Source organism: Bianquea renquensis, assembly GCF_014384895.1.
Classification (GTDB): domain Bacteria; phylum Bacillota; class Clostridia; order Lachnospirales; family Bianqueaceae; genus Bianquea; species Bianquea renquensis.
Genome location: NZ_JACRSQ010000001.1, coordinates 223,340 through 244,114, shown reverse-complemented (window position 1 = coordinate 244,114; position 20,775 = coordinate 223,340). Strand labels below are relative to the sequence as shown.

Genomic DNA, 20,775 nt, shown 5'->3' with positions numbered 1-20,775 from the left:
TTTGCCTGACTATAATAACTATATACAGCAAGGCCTTGAATGGCATCAACTTTGTTATGAACCTTGCAAATTATATTTCGACCAAAGGAGGGTCCTATGAAATTTCAGGAAGCACTGATTCCTGCGAGAACCAAGGATATGTTCTTGCTTAAGTTGTACCACTCGCAGGTAAAGCCGGGAAAGCGCCAGAACCGCCGCCATCATCACACGGAATTTGAAATCGCATTATTCAAATCCGGCAGTGGCACCTATACGGTTGGAGATACCGCCTATGCCATCCAGCCCGGCGATATTTTTCTTTTCAGCACCCACGAGGTACACTGTATTACAGAAATCCACGAGGGTGAGGATATGCTTTTACTCAATGTCCATTTCGAGCCGCGCTTCATCTGGTCAACGGGCAATGATCTGTTTGACGCGAAATATCTTAAAATCTTTTTTGAGCGGAACGATGCCTTTGAGAATCGGCTGGACCGCCAGAACCCTGCAACGGCCGTGATCCGCAGCCTAATCCTGCAAATGGAGGACGAATTTGCCAAGCAGCTTCCCGAATACGAGCTTATGGTTAAAATTCAACTGCTGACCATTCTCGTGACGGTCAGCCGCCATTATGATTATGTTTCCCGCGAGTCATCCCGGCCTGCGGTTCATGTCAAAAGCCTCTCCCAAATCGAGGACGCCATCCACTATATCCATGACCATCTGGACTCTGATTTGAGCTTAGACGATCTCGCAAAGGCCGCCAACATGAGCCGGTCGTATTTTTCTACAATATTTAAGCGCTTAAACGGAATCTCCCCATGGGATTATATTACGATTAAGCGCATTGAACAGTCCATCGAATATTTGGAGTCCACCGACAGCTCCATTCTAGAGATCGCCTGCCGATGTGGATTCAACAACACGGCAAACTTCAATCGGGCCTTTAAAAAGATCACAGGGAAAACGCCTTCCGAATATCGATAGGCCTTTCCCCTGAATAAGCTCATCATGAGAGCACTGCATGTCAATTCTCTCCCAATCCCAAGTTCCTTCTGATAAACTCTGCTATGAGTCTCCCCTGCTGTTCCCGTCCTTCATCGGTGAAATGGCACCCATCCTCGACATGGTACTCCGGATGGGGAAGCATCGCCTCATATAAGTCGTCCACCGCCACATGATACTTGTCTGCCAATGCAACAACGACCGCATTTCTCTCTCGGATCGTGCGATCCTCATCCTCTTTGATCACCATGATATTGTCTGTCTCTGAACAAGGGGTCGAAAGCGCCAAACACAGCTTTGCGTCAGGATACCGCTCCAGCAGATGCCGGATCACTCTCTCATACTCTTCCGCGTATGCCTGCGTCGACAAGTGATGCCCGTGAAGCCCATTGTTAAAATGAATCAGATCATACTGTAACCCGTACTGATCCAGGGCGAAATCCAATTCCGGTATGAAATATGGATTATCCACGGCTTTGGACGTTGCCAACATATTCACGCAGACCTCCTGGCCCATATTGACATGGACGAAGGGGCGATACCCGTAGGTAATGGAATCTCCGATCAACATAACGCGCGTACGGTCCTCGGACGGACGCTCATACCATGCGTTGGTCCACTCACCTGGCTCCAGCGTATATTCATCCCATTGTCCCCGGCGGCGCGCGATAAAATTCGCTACGGGTGTGGGATCCTCCAGGCTATGGGGATGATGGTCACAGCCAGGTTTGACGATGGCTTGCACCTCTGAACCTTTCCTCTCAAGTGTATCCACCAGGATCTTTCCATTCCTCTCATAATGCACGGCCTGATCCGCATCCCCCGCTACAAGAATAACTGGTATCTGGGTGGCGGCCAGCTCCTCCAAATGGGAGATGGGATTTTCCGCGATAGGCTCCGAATCCTCTTGAATTCCATAGACGGCTTTACATTCGGCCCACTCCGCCCCGGCGCTTTCCCGGGGCCACTGCATCAAATCCACTACCGGCGCGTCCAAATACAGGGTAGAGACCTCCTGCGGGTACCGAAGCGCATAGTTAACCGCGTAGAGGCCGCCTCTGCTGAATCCAAAAATATCGGCCTTCTGGCTAAGTCCATATGCAACTGTCACAAAATCATGAAAGGTTTTCATGAGAGAGATCGCTTCCGGACACCCGTACATATTGCTCACCTGATAGTACACAACATGCCATCCACGGTTCAACATCTCCACATCCACCGTATCAAAAGCGCCAAAAAATTCAGCGCGCCAGACCCAAGGATTTCCGGCTGCCCTCTGCTTAGGGCATACGACGATGACCTCCCGTCCCTGGTACTCAAAATCTAACCGCAAAAAACCGTGATATTCACTCTGCTCCATCTTGTATCCTCCCTCGTATTTCCTTATTCCCATTCACTATATAAAAAAGCGACAGGAAAGTCAAGAGTTATTTGGGATAATACAGCCTGACTTTTTGCTCAGCCAAAGCGGTCATCCAACGAGAATCCGGCTTCTGATCCGTCACGATGGCATCGAGCTCACTCAGCTCGCAAAGTTTTCGATAGGAGATCTTCCCCCATTTGCTGCCATCGCAGAGCAATACCGATGTTTTACAGCGCTTGAGAACCTCCTGCTTGAGAAAGATATCTTCTTCATTGACATCCGTAACGCCAGCCTCCAGAGAGAGCGCTCGGGCTGAAAAAAAACTAAGATCCGGATAGAAACATGCAAGCTGCCGTCTCGCCGCTTCGCTGGTGAACCCTCTAAGCTTAGGATTTAGCCAGCCGCCTGTACAATATACACTGGCGGAAAGCGAATCCAGACAGCTAGCTGCTGCCTGCAAGCTCGTCGTCAAAATCTTTAGATTTTTTTTGGACACCAGAAATTTTACCATATTGACCGCTGTGCTGGTATGATCGAGATAGATCATCATATCGTCCTGCACTAGCTCCGCCGCTAGCGCACACAGCGTATCTTTCTCCTGCTGTCTTTCATTTTGACGGATTAGATACGGGATTTCAGAAGTATCCCGTTCGATGAGGACCGCTCCCCCGTAAATACGGCGCACAATCCCCTCCCTCTCCAAACTGGCCAAGTCTCGGCGAATGGTGGACGGGCTGACGTAATATCTCTCTGCGAGATCTGCCACATACACGGTCTTCTTGTCCCGAAGTTCCTTCAGAATATAATCCAGGCGCTGAATATTCAGCATGTAAGCTCCTTTCTTCGACTAAGAGTATAGGTCATCGACGATTTTACCTGCCGCATCCTCCAACAGTCCAATATCCCACAGCAGCTGGAGGATGGTATATCGATTGCGAACCTCTTTCGCGTAGAGGATACTATCGTAGACTGTTTCTCTCGATAGCCCCACCTGCCCTGGCCGGATCGGACCACCCATGCTTGCAAGCAGCGCTTCAATCTGGGCAGTCCCTGGAAGGCGCTTTGCTTCATTCTGAATTTGCGTCCAATGGTCCTGAATGCTCTTGATTCGGACTGCGCGTTTCGATTCCTCGTTCTTTTCCGCTTCCACCTCCAGACGGATGATTCCATCCGCCGCGCTCTGGTACACCCTCCTCATTTCCTTCTCCCACCGCTGTCTATTAAATGGCTCCCTCTCCATCTGCCGCCCCTTGATCTCTTCAAGGCTTAGGCTGCGCAAGTACTCGTAGAGCTTACAGGAGACTACGGTCCCGATTCCTACTTTGATCCCGTGCAGTACAGCTTTCTTTCCTCTAAACAGGAAATCCATCTCCCAGAAATGAGACATATGATGTTCACTCCCTGAAGCCGGCCTTGAATTTCCAGCATAGCCCATGGCGATCCCCGACAGCAAAAGCGCTTCCGTCAGGCTGCGGATCGCCTCCGGCTCCCGGCTCTGTAGTCCTGCCTTACTTTCGCAGACCCGTTTGACCGCCTCCTCGACTAAATCCACCAGCACAGGACAATAATACTCTCCATTGATGATGGCGCTCATCTTCCAATCGCACAGGCTGGTGTACTTCCCGATGATATCGCCGACTCCGGCCACAATCGTCTCCATGGGCGCCTGTGATAAAACCGATAGATCCCCGATAAACGCCTTGGGCACATGGGCTGGGTAGGTTGTTTTGAGATTGTCTGTGATCAGCGCTGCCACCCCTGATGCAAATCCATCCACAGAGGGCGCCGTGGCCACGATGAAATAGTCCAGCCCCAGCTTATAGCTCAAAAAACGGCCCATGTCATTGAGAGTTCCGCTGCCGATGGCAATGACAACATCACAGTCCACGGGAATATCCATCAGAAGGCTTCCCATAGCCTGTTCATCGGGCACAACGCTCTCCCCGTGGAAAATAAACCGCTGGCAGGTACGGCCGCTCTCCAGGATGCAGGTCTCGACTGTCTGCCCTGCCGCTTTCCATGTGTTTTCATCGGCTATCAGGTACGCTTTCACGTATCCATATTGCGCCATCAGATCCGGAATGTCCTGGATGGCTCCTTCCGACACCATAATCCGGTCCATATCCATTCGATGCTCCTTGCCGCAGTCGCAGGGAAACGTCGTGTTGACAAAATCCGTGATACTCATTGTTTGAAAGGGAATCATAGCGCTCTCTCCTCACTGTTTATTTTCTCTATCATACCTCATTTCTGCTCATTTGGCTAGTTAATGCGGCAATATTTCATATTGAGCAAAAAAACGGCCTATAAACGTGCAAATGCGCACAACATTGCCTAGATTATAACAATTCTTCATCTTTTTCTATCTGATTTCCAGCCGTTGACAAATCCCCTGTATCTTGCGGTAAATTTCGAATCACAGAAAAATACGCGATCCCCAGAGGAACACAGGCGCCAAGCCAGGCCAACGGATTTGCCAGGCATGCTCCTGTAAATCCCCAGAATTGCGTGAATACCACCGCTGCAATGGTCCGCATCCCCAACTCCATAATTCCGGCTATAGTGGGGACAAAACTATTGCCCAATCCCTGGAGGGTGTAGCGGTAAATAAACAGGAGGGATAAGATCCAATAGCAGGCTCCGTTGGTGAGGAGATAAATCTTTGCAAGAGAAATAACCTCCAGTTGCGCCCCGACAAATAGCGCGACCAGCCACCGTCCACAGGTTATGTTGACTACTCCCATAAATAGACTGAACGCCACCGAGATCACACAGCACTGACGAACCCCCAGTCGTATGCGATGATACTGTCCCGCGCCAAAATTCTGCGCTGCATAGGTCGCCATGGTAATGCCAAAGGACGCCATCGGCTGCGTCGCCACCATATCGATCTTTTGTGCAGCTGTATATGCGGCAACGGATGTCGCCCCTAGATGATTCAGGGCAAATTGTAGAATAATGGCGCCAATGGCAATAATGGAGGACTGAAACGCCATGGGCAGCGCAACCTGTAAATGGGCTCGAAGCGTCTCCCCTCGAATCTTCCAATCTGCTGCCGTCAGCCGAAGGATCGGGAATCGCTTGACCATATATAGAAGACACATAACGCCGGAGAGAATCTGAGCAATTATCGTTGCGACTGCGGCACCCGCTACCCCCATGTGAAACACGAGGATTAGCAAAAAATCGAGCGCAATATTGAGAGTGCAGGCCACGACTAAAAAAAGCAGGGGCGTTCGGCTATCCCCTAGAGCGCGAATCACGTTGGATAACAGATTAAACAACACGGATGCGCCGATTCCCCAAAAAATAATTACAATATATTGATAAGCATCCTCTATGATTTCATCCGGCGTTTGCATCAGCCGCAGGACCGGTTTTGCCAGCGGAGCGGAGAGCGCTGTGAGGAGAATTGTCACCACAACACTGATTAACACAGACGCGGCAAAGCTACTTCGAACGTTCGTATCATCGCCCGCTCCAAACCGTTGGGCTGTAATGATCGATAAGCCGGATGTCAATCCCTGGGCAAATCCTAAAATCAAAAACGAAAGGCTCCCCGTGCAGCCTACTGCCGCCAGAGCGTTGACTCCCACTGTCCTGCCTACGATAAGCGTATCCGCCATGCTGTAGAATTGTTGAAAGAGGTTGCCGATCAGTAATGGGATTGTAAACAGGACAATGAGCTTTGCCGGATTTCCCTTCGTTAGGTTGCGCGTCATATGTTGAAACTCCTCGGTTATTTTTATAAAAAGTATATGATTCCGATGTTACGTATCAGGTTCAATATTCAATACCCTTTCGCGCCATAATGCCCCGATCATAGGGATGGCGCCGCAATGTCATCTCTGTTATATAGTCTGCCAACTCCTGAAGTTCCGAATCAGGCCCTCGCCCTGTCAAAACCACTTCGGGATGCTCATCTCCCCGCAGAAAGGTTAAAAGCCTCTCTCGATTGAGCATATTCAGGGATAGAGCGGCCACCGCCTCATCCAGCACGATAAGCTGTGCCTTGCCCTCCTGATACAACGCGATCGCCGTCTCCAAATACCCATTGTGGGTCTTCGCTACCAACGCCTTCTCCTCCGGAGTCATGGAGAAGGAAAAGCCCTTCACAGGCTTTCCCGACAGCACTGTCACATTGGGCAGTGAGGACAGGATGGATAGCTCGCTGCTGTCCCCATCCTTCAAAAATTGCACCACCACTACCTTCATACCGCTCCCCGCAGCGCGCACGGCCAAGCCCATAGCCGCAGTCGTCTTTCCTTTGCCGTCGCCACAGTATAGATGGACCAGTCCTTTACTCATTGAGACACCCCTTCCTCCATGATGCGGTAAATATACTCCATATCCAGCGATTCCCGCACCGCATCTGCCAATCGATCATACTGTTGATTTTTATACTGTTCCATATCAAAGCTCTGCACTGCGGTGGCGTCCAGCCCCTTTGCCCTCAACAGTGCCTCTACAATGGCCTTCGAGATCCCATCCTGATCAAATAATCCGTGGAGATAGCTGCCGTACACGTTCCCGCTCTGCACCACCTTCTCCTCCCGGCCACTCTGTCCCATATGGATTTCATAGCCCGTATAGGGAAGTCCCGAGAGAGAGGAAAAGATTCCATCGAGAGCTGGCAGATTCCCGGAAATCTGTGTCCGGGTTTTCGCCCTCTCAAAGATGGTATCCATATCCAACAGACCGAGGCCCGCCATTTCGCCTCCGTGTTCAACTCCATAGGGATCCTTGAGTGTCATCCCCAGCATCTGATAGCCGCCGCAGACGCCAAAGACGGGTTTTCCCTTGGCTGCGTGCTTAAGCACAGAAGCTTCCAGACCACACTGCCGCATCCAAAGCAGATCGGCCATCGTATTTTTCGTTCCGGGAAGGATGATCAAATCCGGATCGCCGAGCTCTGCAACACTGCCCACATATCGAAGAGACACACCCTCGATATATTCCAGCGGATTGAAATCCGTAAAATTCGAAATTCGGGGAAACCGCAGAACTGCAATATCGACCAGCGCCGGCTTCTGACTGCGCTCAAAACGCTCCGTCAGACTATCTTCGTCATCGACGTGGATGCGCAGATACGGGACCACCCCCACCACTGGCACATGGATGATATCCTCCAACATAGTCAATCCCCGCTTTAGTATGGAGACATCCCCGCGAAACTTGTTGATAATGGTTCCCTTGACCATGGCCTTTTCCTCATCTGTGAGCAACAGCATTGTGCCGGCAAGAGCCGCGAAAACACCGCCTTTGTCGATGTCCCCCACGATTAAAACCGGCGCGCCTGCCATCCTGGCCATTCCCATGTTTACTATATCCTGCTCTTTCAGATTGATCTCCGCCGGGCTTCCTGCCCCCTCGATCACGATGATATCGTATTCCGCGTCCAGCTCCCCATAAGCTTTCATAATATCGGGGATGAGTTCGTGTTTCTTGGCGTAGTATTCCTTGGCGTTCATATTGCCCAGCACCTCGCCATTGACGATGACCTGGGATCCCTTATCGCTGGTAGGTTTTAACAAAATAGGGTTCATCCTTACATCCGGCGCAATTCCGGCAGCCTCCGCCTGCATCACCTGGGCTCTGCCCATTTCAAACCCATCCTTGGTGATAAATGAGTTTAGTGCCATATTTTGCGATTTAAAAGGAGCCACCTTATATCCATCCTGGTGAAAGACCCGGCATAGCCCAGCAGCCAGCAGGCTCTTCCCCGCATTGGACGTCGTCCCCTGTATCATAATTGCCTTTGCCATTGCTACCTCCATACTGCCGCTTGACAGCGGCATTGTTATCCTAAAGAAAAGTTCGCGAAGCGGACGTTATTACACCACTCCTAAAAAGGTCCTACACCCAGTCCAAACAAAATCCCCCAGCGTGCCGCACTCATGATCAGCAGCGACAGCACCGCCGTCATATACATGAGCCGGTTCATCAAGGGAATATCCTCGATGGTAATCCTTCGATTCGAGTCCCCGATGGTTGGCTTTGTGACCAACTTTCCAAAATAATAGGCATCCCCTGCCAGCTGTAAATTCAAAGCCCCCGCCGCCACCGACTCTGTTTTCGCAGAGTTAGGGCTCGCGTGATTGTGCCGGTCCCGCTTATAGATCGCAATGGCGTTCTTGGCGTCTAAGCGCAGTAAAAAGCTGGCCAGAATCATGAGCCATGCGGATATAATGGCGGGAATAAAATTCATGACATCATCCAGCTTGGCCGCGAACCGGCCAAAATAGAGATACCGATCGTTCTTGTATCCGATCATGGAATCCAGCGTGTTGACCGCTTTGTAAAAGAATCCCAAAGGGGCGCCGCCAATAATCAGAAATAGCATAGGCGCGATCACGCCGTCCGAGGTGTTTTCCGCAATGGTCTCCACCACAGCCTTCGAAATCTGTTCTTCGTTGAGGTTTTCCGTATCCCGGCCGACGATCCAGGAGAGGTATTTCCTTGAATTGGGAATATCTCCTTTTTTTAGGTACGTATAGACCCGCATACTTTCCACCCTTAAGCACTTTGTCGCGAGAATCTGATAACAAAAAACCGTCTCAATCCCAATGCGCAATCCCACATGAACCCGCCCTGCCAGCAGCAATATCCCCAGGGGCAGAGCAAAGGAAATCCCCGTCACGAAAATGGTGAGGACTGCGCCTCCCATTCTTTCATGCCGTGGCAACAGCTTACGCAGAATCGTTTCCCCTTTGGCAATCATCCATCCGATGAGACGGACAGGGTGGGGCAGCCAGTGGGGATCCCCGAGCAACAAATCCAGCAAAAAACCTAGCAATACTGCAATTCCTATTTCCATCTTGATCTCCATTTCGTAATGGCATCTGTATGGCATGTCTGCAAGAATTTCTTCGCGCACTGTGGGTACGCTCCAAAATGGAGATGCGGATAGCCCGCCATCAGAGTCTTTGTCACATGGACACAGGGCCAAGATCTCGTTCCTTTATGCGCGGTAAATCCATCTCCATTGGACGTACTGTCAGAATAGTGAAATTCATGGACTCGCAGCGTATCCCCTTTTTCACAGATGGGCGTTTCTTGATTGGCTTCCAAGATAGCATACCCAAAGCGCGTCAGCCCCGCCGTCATATGGCTATCCCCCGCCAGCGCCCCCGCCATAGGCCAGGTTTCTCCTTTTCCATCTGTGAGCGTCTCTTGCAGGTACATCATGCCCCCGCATTCGGCTAAAACCGGCAATCCATCCCGGACGGCTCTGCGAATACTCGCCCGCATCCTCTCGTTTTCCGCCAGTGCCTGGGCGTGTTCCTCTGGATATCCCCCGTACAGCAGCAGTCCATCCAGCTCCTCCGGCAGTTCTCGATCTGTCAGCGGAGAAAAGGGGATCAGTTCTGCCCCCATCTCCCTCCACAGCTCTAGATTGTCCTCATAGAAAAAACAAAAGGCTTGATCACAGGCGAATCCGATCCGCAGAGGGGGATTCATTGCCATACACCCTGTATAGTCTTTCCAGAGATCCTCATAGACTAAGGGTAGCGCTGTCCTGGCCAACTCCAGAAGGCCATGGAGATCCAGGGTTTCTTCCGCCGTCGCCGCCAAAAGATTCATTTTTTCCATCAGGTCTTCCACCTCATCCGCCGTGATCAATCCTAAATGCCGGCTACCGATGGCAGCCTCTGGCAGAGGTGGCATATATCCATACGTTGGAATTCCTAGCTCCCTCTGGATCATCTTCTGATACACCGGGTACATGCCCTTGCTGCAATGGTTTAGAATGACCCCTCTGATTTCATTGGGGCGGTATTCCATAAACCCTTTGATCAAGGCTGCTACGGATACACTCATCCCCTTTACGTTGACCACCAAGATCTGGGGAGTCTGGGTTACCCTTGCCAGATGGTTCGAGGAGAACGTATCATCCTCAAATCCCTGTCCATCATACATCCCCATGACTCCCTCCAGCACGGATACGGTGTGACCGGCCGCACTCCTGGCTAGCAAAAAGCGGACAGTCTCCTCACCACACAGATAGAGGTCTAGATTCTTAGATTTCGTCTTTAATATTTTGCTGTGGAACATGGGATCAATATAATCCGGACCGCATTTAAAGCTGGCTGGCGCCAATCCACGATTGGACAGCGCCTTTAAGATGGCACAGGTAATCGTGGTTTTACCGCAGCCACTTCCCGTTCCAACGAGCATAAACCGCGGAATGTTCTGTCGCATCATGCTCGCCGCCTTCCGCTCAGAATATAGATGGGATTCAATCCCCTCATCATGTGGTAGCCGCCGACGACATCCGCCTTCGCCATAGAGGCGCATAGAATCTCCGGCTCCATCTGGCGTTGCTCCATGGAACTGACCGCAGCTTGCAGCGTTTCCAGGGTGATCGCATTGATTACCACCTGGGCCGTCGGATTTTTTCGAAGGACCGCCTCCAGGATGGCATCCATGTTTCCACTGCTGCCGCCGATAAAGACCTTATCCGGCGCTGGCAGCTTCTCCAGTCCCTCCGGTGCCGTCGCCTGGCGTATCTGTACATTATAGGCCCCTAGCCGCTTTCTATTTTCCGCAAGCAGGGCTACAGCCTCCTCGTTTCTCTCAATGGCGTACACCATCCCCTCCGAAGCCGCGTAGGCCAAGGCGATGGACACAGAGCCCGTGCCGGCTCCAATATCCCAGATCACATCCTGAGGATGGATATCCAGCTTCGCCACGCTCAGCAACCGAATCTCTTCCTTCGTCATGGGGACCTTGCCGCGGAGAAAATCTTCATCGCGGAGCTGATGCCGGCAATCCGCGGCATGGGGATTTTCAATGAGCAGCACCGCCAAATTGCCAAATTCCATTTCCCGGATGACGGCGGGCGCTGCCGATAGAATCCGCTCCTGCCCAGAGGACAGATTCTCCCCCACGTGGAGAATCACATGCCCCATATTCGCCTGATACAGCTGCTCCGCCACATCTTGCACACGATATTGCCCACCGGTTAGGACAAAGACCTTCCCATTGTAGCTGACAAAGGGAATAACTGACCGGTCTCGACCGTGAACGCTTACCGTCTTAATATCGTCGTAGTCTATGTTGAGCTTCGCGCTCAAATATTGAAGGCTGCTGACCCCGCTGACGCGCTCGATCTCCCAGCGCCCACTTAACTTTTCTGTCAATCTTCTGGAAATACTGTAAAACCCCACATCCCCAGAAGCCAGCACCGCCACCCTGCTTACGTCTTCCGGATTGTCTGCCAAAAACGTCTCCATCTCGGTTAAAGATACGAGACGGACATTTTCCAGGATGGGTTGAAAGGCTTCATAAAGCCTTTCCGTTGCCAACACCACCTGAGCCCCCCGCATCACTTCAAGGGCGTATGCGCTTATAAGGGAGGGTTCCCCAGGGCCCGCGCCAATCATCCAGAGCTTCATCCCTCGTTCTCCTTCTTTTTATCCCTATATTGCTCCCATACAGTCTCAATTAGGGATTGGATCGTCGCTTCTTTCGCTACATAAACCGGCATACCAAGTTCCCTGGCGGCCGCGGCTGTTTTTTCCCCGATGCAGACCGCCGCCAGGGCTTCGACTTCCGCTTTCTCTCCCAATGCCCTGGCATAGCCCTCGACGCTGCTGGCACTGGTGAAGATTCCGAAGTCATATTCCCCCGGATCAATCCCTTCCTGTTGAACGTACTGCGTCTCATAAACTGTCAGCCGGTCAGTCTGGATACCTCGGGCCGACAACCGCTGGAATACCTCTTCCGACGCTATCTTCGCCTGAATCAGCAGAACCCGAATTCCCTTCTCCAAAAATCCACTCTCCAGCATTTCGCCGGCCAATGTCTCCGCGCAAAAAACCGTTGGCACAAAATCTGCGCGAAGCCCATAGGTGGCAAGCTGTTTTTCTGTTTCCTTGCCGACCACAGCGATCTTCAAACCCGCCATCTTGCGGGCGTCCAGCCCCTCCCTCCAAAGAGCTTGAAAAAAGCTGTTCACCCCCGCGCCGCTGGTGAACACTAAAACTCCGTATTGGGATAGGTCTGGGATCGGAAAGGGTACGGGCTTTGTCGCAATGGCCGGAAGACTGGTCACATGGGCGCCAAGCTCCCGAAGCCGGCCCACGAGAGTGCCTTCCTTTTCTTTTGGCCTCGTCACCAACAATCGGGCCCCCTTTAGGGGCAGCTTCGAAAACCAATCGAATTTTTCCGCCAGGGTACAAACAGGACCTACCACGATCAAAGCCGGCGACTGAATCCGCTCCTTTTGAATGATGCCTTCCAGGTGTTGTAATGTGGTCACAAAGGTGCGCTGCTCACTTCTCGTGCCGTTCTCCACCACGGCACAGGGCATAGAGACCGCCATTCCATGTGTCATGAGGCCCTTGGCGATCTCCGCGCCGCTGGCAACTGACATCATAAAAATCAGCGTCCCCTGCAGCCGGATCAGGGCATCGTAATCCAGGGAGAGCTCTCCATCCTCTTTTTTGTGGCCCGTTATGATGTGGACGGATGAACAAAAATCCCGGTGGGTGACGGGGATACCGCCGTAGGCGGGGGCTGCTAACGCCGACGGAATTCCCGGTACAACCTCAAAGGGAACCCCGGATTCCCAGAGAAGCTCCAGCTCCTCCCCTCCGCGGCCGAATAGGAAGCAGTCTCCCCCCTTTAACCGCACAACCTGACGGCCAGCCAGCGCTTGTTCCCGCAGGATCTCATTAATCCTTTCCTGCGGGACTGGATGGCGCCCCGCATATTTTCCTACATCGATGCGGATGGCTTCTTCCGGGATCAGTTCCAGGATATCGCGGCTGACAAGCCGGTCGTACACCACAACCTGTGCCTTTTGCAGCATCTCTCTTCCCTTTGTCGTCAGCAGCCCCACATCGCCCGGCCCTGCTCCGACCAAGTAAACCTTTCCTGTTTTTGTCATCTCGTCTCCGCCTCCTCCCGCATCCTTCTTGCGAGACGCCGGCCCAGCTCCACCGCATCTGTACACGGACCTGTAATGCGATCCCGCAGGACCCGCCGCGTTGACTCTTCTTGATAGAGCCCCTCCAAGGTCAGTTGATCATGGGCAATGGTGGCAAAGGCCGCAATCGGAGCGCTGCAACCGCCATTCAATTCTGCGACAAAGCTGCGCTCTGCGCATGCAATGATGTGCACGGATGCATGGTGAAATTCCCGCAGAAAGGACACGTCCATGCCTTCTCTTGCCTGTACCGCCAGAATCCCCTGACAAGCCGCTGGCAGCATTTCCTGCTGGGTGAACACGCGGCTGACCCGATCCTCCAACCCCAAGCGTTTTAGACCTGCGCAGGCCAGCACCAGCGCGCCATACTCACCGCTCTCAAGTTTAGCCAGTCTTGTCTGCACATTGCCTCTCACGGGCCGGATTTCCGTCCCGGGAAACAGCGCCTCCAGTTGGATTTGTCTCCGTGCGCTGGCACAGCCGATGGGTTTCGACGGGTCCATCTGCCGCCTGCCCGAAGGCAAAACAAGAGCATCGAAGGGAATCTCTCTGGCCGATACGGCCACAATGGGCAGTCTTGAATCCTGCTCCATGGGCATGTCCTTATAGCTGTGAACTGTAATGTCCACCTCTCCCGCCAGCAAGGCCCGGTCCAATTCCTTCACGAAAAGGCCTTTTCCACCGATCTGATCCAAGGTGCGGTCCAAAATCTTGTCCCCTGTTGTCTTCATGGTTACCAGCTCCACATCCATTTCCGGATGATGCCGCTGAATACAGTCCATAACCATTTCTGCTTGAATCACGGCTAACCTGCTATCTCGGCTTCCCACTCGAATCTTCATCTTCTACAACCTCTCTCAACCGCTTTGCCAACGCGGAAACCCGGTGATGCGAATTTCCACTCCCAACGATTCCTATCACTTCCTGCTCTGTCTCCACAATGGCTGGAAAAAACAAGGTGCATTCCTCTTTCGCATCCGCTACACTCACCCAGATGCCCTGCTCTCTTGCCAACCGACCAACTTCCGCATTGACCGCCCGGTCATCCGTCGCAGCAATGGCCAGAAAGCAGCCGTCCAGATCCGAAGCGACAAACTTTCTCGGCTCCCACCGGATTTCTCCCGCCTGCTCCCGGCGGTGCAGCTCTTCTGTCAGGGCTGGCGCTATAACCGTGATTGCGCCCGTAAAACGGCACAGAGTGCTGACGCGGCGCTGCGCGATGGTGCCGCCGCCGGCGACCACAATCTTCCTCCCCGTTAAGGACACATAGAGGGGGAAATGTGTTTTTTTCGACGGTGCAGGCTTCCAACCACACAGATCCAAAAGCTTTTCCTCTGTCTCCTCCAGAGACAGCCCTTCCTCCTCAATGGGTCGCTCTATGACGAGTACCGTGGCGCCCGCCTCCTCCGCCGCCCGGAGCTTTTCTTCAAATCCTCCCGCATCGCCGGAATTCTTCGTCAAGAGATAGCGGCAGTCATATTGGCGCAACATCGCCGTATTCAATTCCTGGGAGAAAGGTCCCTGCATACAGATGATATTTTTAGCCGAAAAACCAGCGGCTAGACACGCATTGATAGCCTCCGGCAAAGGCAATACCCTGGCAAAAACCCGGTCCTGATATCCAGGCAGCGCTTTCAGCTCGCTGACCTGCTTACTTCCGATGGTGGACAGCACATTTCCACTGTGGCTCTGTAAGTACTCCACCGCTTCCCCAATATTCTGGCAAGACACCAGATGGCCGAAGGAACGGCTTTCTTTGCGCAGCAGACGGATATAGAGTGTCTCTGTTTCCCGGCAAGCCCTTTGGATATTCTTGGTCACAATGTCGGCATAGGGGTGCGTCGCATCAATGACAGCCTTATAGCCGCCTGCACGGATGGCACTTTCCATCTCCTCCTCCGACATGCGGCCGGCGTAGATCCGTCCGCCCAGCGGTTCAACTAGCTCTTTTCCGTACTCCGTGGCCACGGAGATATCCATCTCGATCCCCCTGGCAGACAGGCGCTCATACAGCAGCCTTCCCTCTGTGGTGCCAGCAAATAGCAAAAGTTTACACATTTTTATATCCCCGAGGCGTGACGAGCCGTCCGTTGATCACCTTCGTCTGGCTGTTTCCAATGATCACTGTCGTAAACATGTCCACCTTCGCCATCCGCAATTCGGAAAGGGTGCACAGGGTGGCCTGCTCTCCCTCCCGTCCAATATTGCGGACATACCCACAACAAGTCTCGGGCGATTGGTGCTGCAATACAAGATCACAGGCTCTCTGGAGATAATCGCTGCGCTTTTTGCTGGATGGATTGTACAGACATATGACAAAATCCGCGTCGGCAGCCAATCGCAACCTCTTCTCGATCTTCTCCCACGGCGTCAAAAGATCGCTCAGACTGATCACCGCGAAATCATGAATCAACGGGGCTCCTAGAACCGCGGCGGCAGAACAGGCAGCGGTAATCCCGCACACCACTTCCATCTCCACCTCCGGGTGCTCTCTGGCCACCTCCATCATGACGCCAGCCATGCCGTATACGCCGGCATCCCCGCTGCAGACCATGGAAACCGTCTCACCGGCCAACGCGTACTCCAACGCCATCTGACAGCGGTCAACCTCCCTTTTCATGGGGGTTGTGGCAACGGTCTTGCCCGCGAGGAGGGGCCGGATCAAATCCACATACACCTCATATCCGACGACGACGCTGCTTTTGTCAATCGCCTCCCGGGCTGCCGCCGTCATCATCGCCTCATTCCCTGGTCCCAGCCCGACGATATAGATCTTTTTCATCGCATTGCCTCTCCTTGTATTGATACCATTTATGATAATCCGCCAAATATTTCTCAATGATTCCCTTCATCTCTTCCAGCTGCCTGGTATGATTTTCATCGAGGATCCCCTTGGCTATGGAATCCACATCCGCCAGCGATACTCCCTCCAACTCGCCGATGGAGACCTCGATATCTCGAGGAAGTGCCAGATCCACCATGGTGTGCGGGAGCTTTGCCAATCCCTCTACCTGTGCCTTCTCAATGGTATAGTGAGGACTCAACGTTGCGCTCACAAGGACGTCGAACTCGCCAATCCTCTCATATCGCCGGCTATACTCTATAACCTCCACGTTGGGCGGTATCTCCACCAGCGCGTGCTTATACTGGCGCAATGTCATCGTCACCGAAAAACCTGCTTTAGTCAGCGTCCGCGCCACCAGCTTTCCGACCTCTCCATTTCCAATGACCAACACCCGCCGCACCGGCTTCGCCGATTTCCGGAGCAGGGCTAAGGTCTTGTCCGCAATCGAGTGATCGGACCGGGAAAAAGCAACGGTGGTTTTAATCTTTTTCGCCGCCGTAACGGCCATACGGAATAGAACCTCCAGGTATGCGTCTGTCCCTTGGTTTTCCCTTGCAAACAGAAGCGAGTTCTTAACCTGTGTGATGATCTGATCCTCACCCCAGATCTGCGATTTCGCCCCACACGCCATCTGGGATAGATGCCAGAAGACATCGTCCCCGCACCTCATTTTATGAAGAAGGGTATAGTCTTCATAGTTTTGCCCCACAATATGGCACAAGATCTCGAAAGGATTGGGCTCATATCCCGCTTCACAGGACAGATACAATTCCGTACGATTGCATGTGGAGACCAGCACTGCGCCGAAAATGCGTCTGTCCTGTTTTAGACTTCGGTAGACCTCCCGCTGCGCGGACTTAGTTAAAGAAAACTGTTCTCGGATATCGATCCCCGCCATGGAATAATCGATTCCTGCCATCCGTATATTCAAAATACACATCTCCAATTTTCACAGGCGACGGCAACGGTGACACCGTTTCGCGCTTGTTTTTTTATGAGCAGTGAGCCTTTTTCCGCAAGTCCCAGCACCGCGCTGCGCTCACACACGTTTTCCACCCCCACAGTCTTTTTCACAAAGTCAGAGGGGGTAAATTCTCCCGCGACCTGCGACAAGTCCTCAGCACGGAAGGTGAGGAAAGGAATCCCGTATTTCTGACAAAACCGTTGAATACACGGCTCTTCCCGCTTAATATCGATGGAGGCAATACTTTTCACCCCACGAAGGCTGATCCGATGCCCCCGAAAGATCTCCAACACTGTATTTTCAAAAACGGCACTGTCCAGCTGTTTTCGACATCCGACCCCGACGCTGAGAATATGGGGTATGATATGTAAGGTGCGCGGAAATGGGGATTTCCATTCGTCCAATGATACGCAGATTCCCAGCTCACCATCGCTCTCCCGCAAGCACTCCGGCAGACCGGAAACCGGATAATCGCTCACAAACCCCACAGACGTTCCTTCCAGGAGCGCAGAGGAAATCCATTTGATACGCGGCACCTCACCGATGACGCAGCCTGCTTTCTGGCTCCACACATCAACCGCAAATACTCCGTGGACGTCCGTGGACGTGGTAATGATGGCCTGAGCGCCAAGGTGCGCGCTGAGATACCTGGTCAATTCATTGGCGCCACCTAGGTGACCGGATAAAAGGGAAACCACATACCGACCCGCATCATCCATCACGACAACCGCAGGGTCCACCGCTTTGGACCGAATGTAGGGCGCAATCAACCGGACGGCGATTCCAACGGCACTGATAAAGAGAATCTGATCACATTGGGAGAACGCTTCCCTGACAAAATCCTTTGCCGGCTTAGCCTCCCGGCGATATTCCAAAATATCGAGCTCCGGCAGATGTCCAACCCTCTCCGCCAGCTCCGCCCCTGCACTGGTAAACCATATGACTGCTGTCTTTTTCATCGTGACCTCCGCGCTGCCGCTCTCGCAGCATTCTTTGAAGTTTCTCTCTACTTGGACGCTTCTCGATATTCATGGGAGAAGGTGGGATCATAGAGTTTGGACCTCTCATATCGGTCTCCCAGGAATTCTCCAACGAAAATCAGGGCTGTCTTGTGGATTCCATTGGCGGCTGCCGCCTCCTCCAGCTGCGCAACAGTGGTGTAGATGATCTTTTCATCCGGCCACGTAGCCTTATACACAATGGCGGCACTCGTTTCCGGCGCATAGCCTCCCTCCTGAAGGCGCTGGGACAGTTCACCCAGCATACCGGCAGATAAGAAAATAACCATGGTCGCCTGATGTCTGGCCAGCTCTTCAATGCGCTCTTTCTCCGGAACAGGTGTCCGCCCCTCCATCCGCGTCAAAATTACAGTCTGGCTCACATCCGGCAGGGTAAACTCAGCCTTTAGCGACGCCGCTGCTCCGATAAATGAGCTGACGCCGGGTATAACCTCATACTCGATTCCCGCTTCATCCAAAAGGTCCATCTGCTCTCGGATCGCGCCGTAGATACACGGATCTCCTGTATGCAGGCGAACCACCTGTTTTTGCTCCTTTTCCCCCCTGATACAGACGTCGATCACTTCTTCCAGCGTCATGTGGGCACTGTTATAGATCTCACAGCCCTCTCTCGTGCCATCCAGCAGCGCTGGATTGACGAGAGAGCCGGCATAGATGACAATATCCGCCTGCTCCAATCGCTTTAGTCCCCGAACGGTAATCAGATCCGCCGCTCCCGGTCCCGCCCCAACAAATGTTATCATAATGACCTCCACATATAGTTTCGGGTGTCAACCCAAAACATTTCTCTCCTTCACCACCAACACGCTAAAATAGCTGGAGTCTTCCTGCAACGTGTCCAACGTCGGATGGATTTTTTCGTTTTCCATGCCACAGCGCTCCACCGCCGACGCGTCATACTCTTGGGTATCAATCTTTTCCTTTACTTGTATAATACTTTTTCCGGACTTCATGAGAACTTTATTTCCCTCATACGCCAAAGCTCCGTCGATATCCTGATAGGAAGCCGGAATAATATGAAGCTGCTGCCCTCCCTCGCAGAGAGAGACATTGAGCTTCGCCGCCACCGCACAGAAGGAAGGAACGCCTGCAACCATGGACGTTTCGTACCCCAGCTTTTGAATCTGTCGGTGCACATACATGGCCGTGGAATAGATGCTGGGATCCCCCAAAGTCAGAAAGGCGACATCCTGTCCCGCCTCCAGGTAGACAGACAAATCTTTCGCCACCTTTTCATGGGCTGCAGCGAGAAGGGCTTTGTCCCTCACCATGGGCATATCGCAGTATACGATGGTCTTTCCCTCAATATAGTGGGATACGATCGTCAGCACCGCATTTTCCGCAGCCCCGCTGTTGGGAAGCGCGATGATGGCGCACTTCTCCATGGTCTTAACCGCCTGATAGGTAAGCAGCTCCGGATCCCCCGGTCCTGTCCCCACGCTGTAAAACACGCCTCGTCTATTCATGTTGTTCTCCCTCTCTTTCCTTAAAACATTCCGCCAGCGCCAACGCTCCCTCCGTCCTGACAATGAGCTTGTCCTCTGTTGAAAATATGATCAGTTCGACGCGGCAGCGCCCCTTTGTCCGATAGGCAATATGATACTGAATCTTGGCAAGCAAAGAGGCATACACCTCCTCGTGCAGCCCTGTCTCCTCCAAAATCTGAATTGCAGCATCGGTTGTCTTACAATCCATGATCGCAGCGACGGTGGAACGGTCTGCCCCAGCCAGCGCCGCGTGGACGGCCAAAATTTCCATTCGACAGTCCGCCACGGAGGAATGGGTATTCATGATGCCTCCCGCAACCTTGACCAGCTTCCCGATGTGCCCCACAAGCAGCGCTTCTGTAAAACCCTCATAGACGACATAGTCCAGCGTCTCTCCTAGAAAATTCGAAAACTTAATTCCATTTTCTAGGTCCACGCCCAGCTGCCGCAGGCAATAGTCCCGTCCATAGTTTCCAGGCGATAACAGAATCCGGGCGCTGTCCTTGCTCTTAGCTTTGCGCACACAGATCTGAATGGTCTTCACCAACGCCTGTTCGCTCATGGGCTCCACAATGCCTGTTGTGCCAAGTATGGAGATTCCTCCTATAATTCCCAGTCGCGGGTTAAACGTCTGCTTTGCGATCTCTTCCCCTCCGGGTGCTGATATCTCCACCAGCAGGCCTCCCCGGTAGGATTGCTGTTCGCAGACAGTCCTGACGTTGTGAAGGATCATCTTTCGGGGCACCGGGTTGATGGCAGGTTCTCCTGGCGCGCACGGAAGTCCCGCACCCGTCACGACTCCGATCCCAACTCCCGCCGTCAGTGTGATCTCCTTATTCGCTCCATACCGCACCATGGCATAAATTGCCAAACCATTGGTCACATCCGGATCATCGCCAGCATCCTTTGTCACACTACAGCTGGCCCAATCTTCATGTATTTCGGCATTTTCGATGTCGAAGGAGGCACATTGACCACTGGGCAGTTCGATGGAGACCGTATAGACTCTTTTTCCGCTCAATAGCATCTGGGCTGCGGCCGCTGCGGCCGCTGTTGCACAGCTTCCCGTCGTATATCCGCAGCGCAGCTCTCTGCCATTTTTGACCCGTATTGCATATCGCTCTCGATCCGTCCCATTCATCGCGATCCTATAACTCCTCTCCAGTTCTCTGGCGCCTTC

19 protein-coding genes are annotated in these 20,775 nt (G+C 52.8%); 1 reads left to right on the top strand and 18 read right to left on the bottom strand.

Annotated features, from left to right (window positions below; translation table 11 throughout):
- Positions 1-96 precede the first annotated feature (96 nt).
- Positions 97-966: an AraC family transcriptional regulator gene (locus tag H8730_RS01045; RefSeq protein WP_177717615.1), complete on the top strand. Its 870-nt coding sequence runs from the start codon at positions 97-99 to the stop codon at positions 964-966.
- Positions 967-1,006: 40 nt separating this feature from the next.
- On the opposite strand, the gene H8730_RS01040 is transcribed toward H8730_RS01045, so the two are convergent.
- The 18 genes from H8730_RS01040 to cbiD form a co-directional block, all read right to left on the bottom strand.
- Complete coding sequence (locus H8730_RS01040; RefSeq protein WP_177717613.1) at positions 1,007-2,344, bottom strand: SGNH/GDSL hydrolase family protein; 1,338 nt, start codon at positions 2,342-2,344, stop codon at positions 1,007-1,009.
- 67 nt (positions 2,345-2,411) lie between these two features.
- The gene (locus tag H8730_RS01035; protein WP_177717611.1) at positions 2,412-3,176 is read right to left on the bottom strand and encodes a DeoR/GlpR family DNA-binding transcription regulator; all 765 of its coding nucleotides are present in this window, start codon (positions 3,174-3,176) and stop codon (positions 2,412-2,414) included.
- Positions 3,177-3,194: 18 nt separating this feature from the next.
- Positions 3,195-4,553, bottom strand: a complete 1,359-nt coding sequence (locus tag H8730_RS01030; protein ID WP_177717609.1) for a sn-glycerol-1-phosphate dehydrogenase — start codon at positions 4,551-4,553, stop codon at positions 3,195-3,197.
- Between the two features lie 133 nt (positions 4,554-4,686).
- A complete protein-coding gene (locus H8730_RS01025) occupies positions 4,687-6,069 on the bottom strand; it encodes an MATE family efflux transporter (RefSeq protein WP_177717607.1) in 1,383 nt (460 codons plus the stop codon).
- 61 nt (positions 6,070-6,130) lie between these two features.
- The gene (locus H8730_RS01020; RefSeq protein ID WP_177717605.1) at positions 6,131-6,655 is read right to left on the bottom strand and encodes a cob(I)yrinic acid a,c-diamide adenosyltransferase; all 525 of its coding nucleotides are present in this window, start codon (positions 6,653-6,655) and stop codon (positions 6,131-6,133) included.
- Positions 6,652-8,112, bottom strand: a complete 1,461-nt coding sequence (locus H8730_RS01015) for a cobyric acid synthase (RefSeq protein ID WP_177717604.1) — start codon at positions 8,110-8,112, stop codon at positions 6,652-6,654. Before H8730_RS01015 ends, H8730_RS01020 begins: the two co-directional genes overlap by 4 nt.
- 80 nt (positions 8,113-8,192) lie before the next feature.
- Entirely contained in the window at positions 8,193-9,164 is a 972-nt protein-coding gene (gene cbiB / locus H8730_RS01010) for an adenosylcobinamide-phosphate synthase CbiB (protein ID WP_177717602.1), read from the bottom strand.
- Positions 9,155-10,552, bottom strand: coding sequence for a cobyrinic acid a,c-diamide synthase CobB (locus H8730_RS01005; protein ID WP_346726532.1), 1,398 nt, complete (start codon positions 10,550-10,552; stop codon positions 9,155-9,157). The genes cbiB and H8730_RS01005 overlap by 10 nt, the downstream gene beginning before the upstream one ends.
- Positions 10,549-11,745 (bottom strand): precorrin-6Y C5,15-methyltransferase (decarboxylating) subunit CbiT, encoded by a 1,197-nt coding sequence (gene cbiT / locus H8730_RS01000; RefSeq protein ID WP_177717600.1) that lies wholly within the window; start codon positions 11,743-11,745, stop codon positions 10,549-10,551. Before cbiT ends, H8730_RS01005 begins: the two co-directional genes overlap by 4 nt.
- The gene (gene cobA, locus H8730_RS00995) at positions 11,742-13,241 is read right to left on the bottom strand and encodes a uroporphyrinogen-III C-methyltransferase (RefSeq protein ID WP_177717598.1); all 1,500 of its coding nucleotides are present in this window, start codon (positions 13,239-13,241) and stop codon (positions 11,742-11,744) included. The genes cbiT and cobA overlap by 4 nt, the downstream gene beginning before the upstream one ends.
- Positions 13,238-14,122 (bottom strand): hydroxymethylbilane synthase, encoded by an 885-nt coding sequence (gene hemC, locus H8730_RS00990; protein ID WP_177717596.1) that lies wholly within the window; start codon positions 14,120-14,122, stop codon positions 13,238-13,240. The genes cobA and hemC overlap by 4 nt, the downstream gene beginning before the upstream one ends.
- Positions 14,094-15,338 (bottom strand): precorrin-6A reductase, encoded by a 1,245-nt coding sequence (cobK, locus tag H8730_RS00985; protein WP_249289157.1) that lies wholly within the window; start codon positions 15,336-15,338, stop codon positions 14,094-14,096. Before cobK ends, hemC begins: the two co-directional genes overlap by 29 nt.
- A complete protein-coding gene (cobJ, locus tag H8730_RS00980; RefSeq protein WP_177717806.1) occupies positions 15,331-16,062 on the bottom strand; it encodes a precorrin-3B C(17)-methyltransferase in 732 nt (243 codons plus the stop codon). The genes cobK and cobJ overlap by 8 nt, the downstream gene beginning before the upstream one ends.
- Positions 16,022-17,056, bottom strand: coding sequence for a glutamyl-tRNA reductase (locus tag H8730_RS00975; protein ID WP_177717804.1), 1,035 nt, complete (start codon positions 17,054-17,056; stop codon positions 16,022-16,024). The genes cobJ and H8730_RS00975 overlap by 41 nt, the downstream gene beginning before the upstream one ends.
- The gene (locus tag H8730_RS00970) at positions 17,053-18,048 is read right to left on the bottom strand and encodes a cobalt-precorrin 5A hydrolase (RefSeq protein WP_177717802.1); all 996 of its coding nucleotides are present in this window, start codon (positions 18,046-18,048) and stop codon (positions 17,053-17,055) included. Before H8730_RS00970 ends, H8730_RS00975 begins: the two co-directional genes overlap by 4 nt.
- Positions 18,049-18,095: 47 nt before the next feature.
- Positions 18,096-18,851 carry a precorrin-4 C(11)-methyltransferase gene (gene cobM, locus H8730_RS00965; protein ID WP_177717800.1) on the bottom strand — a complete coding sequence of 252 codons (756 nt, stop codon included), beginning with the start codon at positions 18,849-18,851 and terminating at the stop codon, positions 18,096-18,098.
- Positions 18,852-18,878: 27 nt separating this feature from the next.
- A complete protein-coding gene (cobI, locus tag H8730_RS00960) occupies positions 18,879-19,574 on the bottom strand; it encodes a precorrin-2 C(20)-methyltransferase (protein ID WP_177717798.1) in 696 nt (231 codons plus the stop codon).
- Positions 19,567-20,736, bottom strand: coding sequence for a cobalt-precorrin-5B (C(1))-methyltransferase CbiD (gene cbiD / locus H8730_RS00955; RefSeq protein ID WP_177717796.1), 1,170 nt, complete (start codon positions 20,734-20,736; stop codon positions 19,567-19,569). The genes cobI and cbiD overlap by 8 nt, the downstream gene beginning before the upstream one ends.
- Positions 20,737-20,775: the final 39 nt, after the last annotated feature.